This window comes from Mesorhizobium sp. ESP7-2 (assembly GCF_020164715.1).
GTDB lineage: Bacteria > Pseudomonadota > Alphaproteobacteria > Rhizobiales > Rhizobiaceae > Mesorhizobium.
Genome location: NZ_JAIUGQ010000048.1, coordinates 38,572 through 45,270, shown reverse-complemented (window position 1 = coordinate 45,270; position 6,699 = coordinate 38,572). Strand labels below are relative to the sequence as shown.

Below are 6,699 nucleotides of genomic sequence, written 5' to 3'. Positions count from 1 at the left end.
TGCTCCAGCATGAAGGTTGAATCAGAACCGCAGTGATTTGGGAATCCCACGACTCCCATAAATCTCATCCCGCTCTAACGCATCAATCCCGCAGCCCGGAGGGCGTCCTCGATGATCGTCATCACCCCCGGTGCAGCCGGCTTCGTATGACGCGGGAACTGCTTGACGGCATTTGGGTCCGGAGACTGCTCCATATCTGGCAACGGTGTACGGATTAGCAGCCTCTCGCCGTCGACCACTTTCTGCCGCGATCTCGTGGACACGCTCTTTTCCGTTGCCACGATCCCCCAGAACCGAGCGGTCTCCCGTGTGGAAGAGATGCCGCTATCGAGCATGAATGGCCCTGGCGCGCTGAAACCGTCATTGGCCAGCGGGACTCCGTGGCCCATGCCGGCAATACTATTTATCTCAAGGGCCACTTCTCCCGCGGGGTCGAGCCAAAGACGCCTTGCATGCCGCCCTGACACCTCTGATCTTGTAGGTGTCTTTTCGAGGCCATGAACGCCTTGCCACTGCGCCGCGACTGCTTCCGCGTTGGAATGCGCAACCGTGCGGTCGGCGGTCCCGTGCCAGATCGATATCCTTGGCCAAGGTCCTCGATGATCGGATGCGCTGCGGAGAGCGCCTTGCAGATCCTTATCCGACCGGCCGCCATGGCCGCGCATGCGATCGAACGCCTCCGGAATGGTCGTCGCGCTGCCGTAGGGAAGCCCCGCAATGATCGCGCCGCCGGCGAACACGTCCGGATAGGTCGCGAGCATGGCAGCCGCCATTGCCCCTCCGGCCGAGAGACCCGTGATGAAGATGCGTTTTCGGTCGAGACCTTGGATGACCACCATCGTCTCGATCATCTGGCGGATCGAAAGCACCTCGCCCGAACCGCGCCTGACATCGGCAGGGAGAAACCAGTTGAAACAAAGGTTAGGATTGTTGGCGCGTTGCTGCTCGGGAAAGAGCAGCGCGAAGCCGGCTTCATCGGCGAGGCGGGACCAGCCGGAATGGTGGTCGTAGGCAGCCGCGTTCTGGGTGCAGCCGTGCAGCACGACGACGAGCGGCGCACCTTTTGGCAGACCCTTTGGAAGGTAGATCCTGGCGTTCAACGCGCCCGGGTTGGACCCGAAACCGGTGAGGTTCGAGAGGCGGTCGGAACGGAAATCCGGGAGAGGAGAAGGTTGCCGGGCGCGAATCGCCGCGCTGCGCGCAATCGTATCTGACACTTTCCGCATGAGGCCGTCCCTTGTTTTTGACGTCCGGGTTTAGACGGCACAGCGTGTAACGTCTTTGCAGCGATATCGTTGCTGTGATAACGCAGAAGCGAAGAGACGCTTGGCTGGTCACCGCCGCCGTGGCTGATGGACAGGTCTTGAGCACCCTTCTGCGACAGTCAGAGGGCTGATGGACAGGTAAAGATCGCCCGCGTCATGGCAATATTGTGGAGATCACTCGGTCGGAGTGGCCGAGAGGGCCCTCTTCCGACGAGGCGGAGGGCGACGGCGTTTCGCCGTTGATTTGAGCCCGACTGGCGCGGATTTGGAAAGCGCACCAAGCACAGCACTGATCATGCCATCCGCAACGAAATCGGCGTTGATGCCAGTGGCAAGCTTCTCGCATGCGTCGTTGTCGTCATTGCCTGGCCCGGACCACAACACCACGCCTACCCGTAGCGCCGCCTTTGCGCGCTTCAGGCGACGAACAAGGAAGCGAGCGTGTTTGACCGAATCCTGGTTGAGGAAATTGACGACAACGGTGTCGAAGCTGCCAAGTTCGAGGCGGCGAAGAGCGTTTGGCTCCAAATCGGCAAAGCTGGCCATTGATGCTTCCGCACCCTGGACTTCCAGCACCTGCATCAGCATGGCGGCCGCAGCGTCATCGAGTTCGCCACGCCCGCCTGCACACAGCACGGTGATATCGGTGCCATCAGGCAGTTCGATCTCATCCTCGCCGCCCTTGGTGTCGCTCGGTTCGGCGTCGTCGGCCAAGGCCGGTTCCTCTTCCTCGCTGGCCTCCTGCTGCGCGCTATCCACCAAGTTTGCCACCAGAGTCTGGGCGCTTGCCGCCACCTGACGTCTTTGCGGTTCGCCCATTACGCCGCGAACACGATCCTGCTCGCCTAGCAGCAAGGCTGGAATGGCCACTTTGTCGTAGAATTCGACCAGATAGCCCTCTTCAAGAAACTCCTCAGCATGGTCTGTGGCCTCTTCTGGGTCGCCGGCGAGCAGACGCTGATAAAGCCGCGCGTGGGGTTCAAGCATCGGCTCGTTGCCGAACAGCACGTCGAGGAACTCAAACTGCGGAACGTGCCGACCGAGCACGACTAGACAGACAGTTAGGGGCGTTGACAGGACCAGCCCGAGTGGCCCCCATAACCAGGTCCAGAAGATTGCAGCGACTATGATCGCCAGCGGCGACAAGCCTGTGCGCGACCCGTAAAGCCAAGGCTCTATGACATTGCCGGTGATCAGCTCCATCACGACGAACAGCGCCGCTGTCCACAACAGGAGCGACCATCCGGGAGCCACGGCGAGCGCTAGGAATAAAGGTAGGGAAGCACCGATGATCGGGCCGATATAGGGCACAAAGCGAAGTGCAAGTGCTAGCAAGCCCCAGAGCAAGGCGTTAGGGATGCCGAGTATCCAGAGCCCAATTGCAATTGGCACTGCATAGGCGACGTTGACCACCATCTGCATCAGCAGATAGCGACCGACTCGCCTTCCGGCATCCTGCAGTGCCTGAGTCGTTCGATGAAGGTCGCCGTAGCCCACGAGCCGGATGAAACGATCCCGTAGATCTTCCCGTTCTAAGAGCATGAAGACGACAACGACTATGATCAGACCGGCAGATGCCAGGGGACTGATCAAAGGGCCGACGATGCTCTGGAGCACCTCGAGCGGCCTTTCGCGCGCGACGATTTCGACTGGCACCGGTTCGCGCTTTGGCGTGTCTGCCGCTGAGGGCAGCGCAGGTTCCTGTCTATCAATCTCCTGGCCGACACGCTCGACCACATCGCTCAACCTGGCAATGATCCCTCCCCCCACGCCTCTTTCCTTCAGCAAGCGAACCTTGGTTAGAATGTTTGCCTGATAAAGCGATACATTGTGCGCCAATTCGTTGACCTGCGAGGCGACAATGAAGCTGAACAGAGCCAGCGCTGCGAAGGCGCCAAGGACGCTCAATACGACAGCCGCGACCCTGGGCACGCCGGCCCGTTTTAGCGCGGAAACCATCGGGGCGAGTGCGAAGGTCAACAGCAGGGCAATCGCTATCGGCAGGAAAACCTCGCGCCCGAAATACAGAGCGGCCACGGTGACTACGACCGTCGCGACGGTCGGCAACGCGGTGCGCCGATGTGCTACCGAAAGGGTACTTTGCAGTCCGGAGAAGGGATATCTGCCGTTACGATCAATCCCCACAATAACCCCTCCACCTTGCCCTTCAGTGATAGGGGCGCCTGGTCAGTTGGCCTGCAACGTTAGCAGAGACTAATGGTTGCAGTGGGTTTTTGCGAATGATGCAATCAGGACATCTTCTGCATCTGGTGGCCGGCAATGCAATGCCAGAATCAAGCTGAACTATCTTCGCGATGGCCTGCATTTCACCATGGCGCTGCCGTTGCGCGAGACCAGGCTGGTACCGGCCTACTCCTGATGCCGCTGAAAGTGCCGCTTTGGCGATAGCTCGCGCATCGCTTCACTGATATTGGTGCAGTCTAGAAAACTCTGGACGCAGCAGATGACATCGGATTCAGATATGGCGGAAACGGTCGGGCAGCTGCTGGAAACGCCGGACCTTGCCAGCGCGCTGGAAAGTGAACAGTTCAAGAAGTTTCTCGACCAAGTGCCGATTGCAATCGCCGTTTCGGATCTCGGTGGGCTGGAACGTGTGGTCTATGCCAATCCGGAGTTCGAGAAGCTCTCCGGCCTGAAGGCGGCCGCGCTCGCCCAGAAGCATTGGGCGGCACTTTCCGGTATTGGCCTCCACCAGCAGAAGGACCGCGCGCTGTCCGGTGCGGTGGTCGAAGAGACCGATTTCGTCGGTACGTTCCGGCTTGAGCGGGCCGAGGACAACCCTGCAATCGTCGACGTCTATTCCAACGTCATTGAGGATGACGGCGGCAAAGCCTGCTTCCGGCTGGTCGCACTGGTCGACGTCTCGGTCCATGGCGAGGCCGAAAGTGCGCGGACGATCGAAGAGCGCGTCCGCGAGAAGGACACGCTACTGCGGGAATTGCAGCACCGGGTGAAGAACAATCTGCAGATGATTACCGCCCTGATACGCCTCGAAACGCGCAATGCGACCGAGCCGGACCGCGAGCGCTTCGAAAGACTGGCCGGCCGCGTCGACGCCCTGGCTATTCTTTATAAGACGCTGTCGGGCGAGGAGCACAAGGAGGAAGTCGATCTCGGCGTCTATCTGAGCCAGATCGCGTCCGCCGTAATGGCGTCGCATGCTGTCGAGGGCATTCGCCTCGACATGAAGGTTGATACCTACCCGGTTTCGGTCAACGTTGCCATGCCTGCTGGCCTGGTGGTCAACGAACTGCTGACCAACGCGCTCAAACATGCATTTCGCGGGCGTGACAGCGGCACGATCACCCTGCACAGCGTCGTTAACGACGATGGCTGCCGTGTCGTCGTCGCCGATGACGGCATCGGGTTGCCGGAAGGCGAGAGCTGGCCCAAGCAGGGCAAGCTCGGCGCGCTCATCGCCCAATCGCTGACAGAGAACGCCAAGGCTGAGTTCGACGTGACTTCCAGCGCTGACGCGGGCACCCGAGTCACCATTGTGTTCAAGCGCTCTGCCGCGGCAGCATAGATTGCAACCCAAATGGTTCGTCTGCTCCCACGTGGGAACTAGAACACCTAGGATTTTTGCTCTGACGGAGAAATCCGTTCACGTACGGACCGCTCCGCCGAGTCAGCCGCGGATTGGACGACATCTCCAATTTGGTCGGCCACCGTGCCTGCTTGTGTGTCCTGCCGTCCAGCTTCCTGCTTGATCGTCTCGTAGGCCTCTGCGGCAACTTGCTTGGCCTGATCGAGGCCTTGCTCGAGCATGCCCTCCGAGGTGTCGCGAAGCTTCTCGCGATATCCGCCCAGTTGCTCATCCTCGATTGCGGTATGGGGCAACATGGCGCCTATCGCGGCGCCGATGGCGAGACCGACCGCCGCAACGGCCAGGGGCTGATCATTCAATAGCTCATGCGCCGAGCGGCTGGCTTTCGCAGCCATGTCGCCAGCCGCCGATCCTGCATCAGCGGCGTTGCTCGTCAGTCCCTCCGCGATGCCCTTTGCCCCGCTCGATATGGTGCTCCCAACGCTGCTTGCGGCTGACGAGACCGATCCAGCAGCGTCGGAGAGCGGGCTGCCCAAGCCGCCGCCCTCCGCCTCGTAGCGCCCACTGGGCGGTGTAGGCGTCGCATAACTGGCCGGGCGGTTGCTGCCGTTCGACGGACCACTGCCCAGCATCAGCCAAGCCAGGCCGGCGCCCACCATGGTCACGGGCAAAGGATTGTCCCGGACCTGGGTTCTCAGGTTGTTGAGCATGGCCGAACTCTCTCCTCCGGAGAAGATCCCGGTGAATTCATCCAGCAATTGTCCCGGTGTCATCTTGCCTCGAATGGATTCGGCGGTTTCCACCACCCTGGCGCGCGCGGCCTCCGCCTCGCGTTCAAGTTCGGCTGCGGATTTCTCGGTCATCTCACTTGTTCCTTGATCACATTCGCGTCGCGCCTGAGCTGTTCCTGCGTCCGGTCGGGAGTAAGTTCGGAAGGCGCCATGCTTGCCGTCCCCGTGCGCAGCAGGATAACGCCAAGAATCGCTACCACCACGCCGACCAGCAGTGAGGACCACCCGGCGCCCAGCCCTGCCCGAGTCAATGCGATGACCAGTGCTTGCAGCAGCACGATCAGAGCCGCGAGCAGGCAGATTGCTCCGCCCAGCACCTCGGCGGCGCCAGCTCCCGTCTTGGTGAGCTTTTCTGAAAGCTCCGCCCGCAGAAGCCTGGCTTCGGTTTGCACCAGCGTGGTGACGTTTTGGGCCAAGTCGGTCACCAGGGTCGCGAGGCTGGGATTGTCCTGCGTGTTCATCTGTCTTGCTCCGCGTGCTGCGTGGCCAGATCGTCATCGGGGCGGCCATATCCTCGGGAGCCGTCTGTCGACCGATCAGCAGATCGAACGGTCTGCGAGTTGGCTTCTCCCGAGGCACTCCGAGATGCCTCGGGGCTTGTCGGTGGGGAGGCTTTGATGAACCGTCCAAGCGCCAATCCAGCCAATACGGAGCCAGCGAGCAGGACACCGGGGTTTTGCCGGCCGAAGGACTGCACATCCTCAAGCACCTGCCCCAACGGTTTTTGTTTCAACGAGGAGGAAAGCCGCTCCAGTCCGCCAGCGGCCTCCAAGGCAAATTTCGATGCTGTCCTTTCATCATGGTTGGCTAGGTGATCGCTGGCCGCCCGTAGCGCGCCGCCCAACGCCGCCAAGCTCGACCCGATGTCGCGCTGCGTTTCCTCTGCCTTGTCCGACATGACCTGCGTGGCTTCTTTTGCGTAGCCGCCAGTCTTGCGGGTCAGTTCGTCGCGCGCATCGTGAAGCAACTCGCTCGCGCGCTCTTTTTCCCGGCCAACCCTGTCGGAAACGTCACTTGTCGCCTTGTCGAAATCTGCGGGTTTACGGCCCTGGCCGTCATTGCGTTGCATGGATCA

General features: G+C 61.0%; 6 protein-coding genes. 1 reads left to right on the top strand and 5 read right to left on the bottom strand.

The features are described from left to right. Nucleotides 1-74 precede the first annotated feature (74 nt). Complete coding sequence (locus tag LB543_RS29790) at nt 75-1,226, bottom strand: alpha/beta hydrolase family esterase (RefSeq protein ID WP_140811834.1); 1,152 nt, start codon at nt 1,224-1,226, stop codon at nt 75-77. A gap of 213 nt (nt 1,227-1,439) precedes the next feature. Beyond that, complete coding sequence (locus LB543_RS29785; protein ID WP_411908798.1) at nt 1,440-3,371, bottom strand: AI-2E family transporter; 1,932 nt, start codon at nt 3,369-3,371, stop codon at nt 1,440-1,442. A 358-nt stretch (nt 3,372-3,729) separates the two neighbouring features. Here LB543_RS29785 and LB543_RS29780 point away from each other — a divergent pair, with 358 nt between their 5' ends. Beyond that, complete coding sequence (locus LB543_RS29780; RefSeq protein WP_140762590.1) at nt 3,730-4,812, top strand: sensor histidine kinase; 1,083 nt, start codon at nt 3,730-3,732, stop codon at nt 4,810-4,812. 47 nt (nt 4,813-4,859) lie between these two features. On the opposite strand, the gene LB543_RS29775 is transcribed toward LB543_RS29780, so the two are convergent. From LB543_RS29775 to LB543_RS29765, 3 genes are read right to left on the bottom strand one after another with little or no spacing between them, the layout of a single operon-like run. After that, nucleotides 4,860-5,696, bottom strand: a complete 837-nt coding sequence (locus LB543_RS29775) for a DUF3618 domain-containing protein (RefSeq protein WP_140811832.1) — start codon at nt 5,694-5,696, stop codon at nt 4,860-4,862. Continuing rightward, nucleotides 5,693-6,085, bottom strand: coding sequence for a phage holin family protein (locus LB543_RS29770; protein WP_140762585.1), 393 nt, complete (start codon nt 6,083-6,085; stop codon nt 5,693-5,695). Before LB543_RS29770 ends, LB543_RS29775 begins: the two co-directional genes overlap by 4 nt. Next, the gene (locus tag LB543_RS29765; protein WP_140811831.1) at nt 6,082-6,693 is read right to left on the bottom strand and encodes a hypothetical protein; all 612 of its coding nucleotides are present in this window, start codon (nt 6,691-6,693) and stop codon (nt 6,082-6,084) included. The genes LB543_RS29770 and LB543_RS29765 overlap by 4 nt, the downstream gene beginning before the upstream one ends. Between the last annotated feature and the right edge of the window lie 6 nt (nt 6,694-6,699).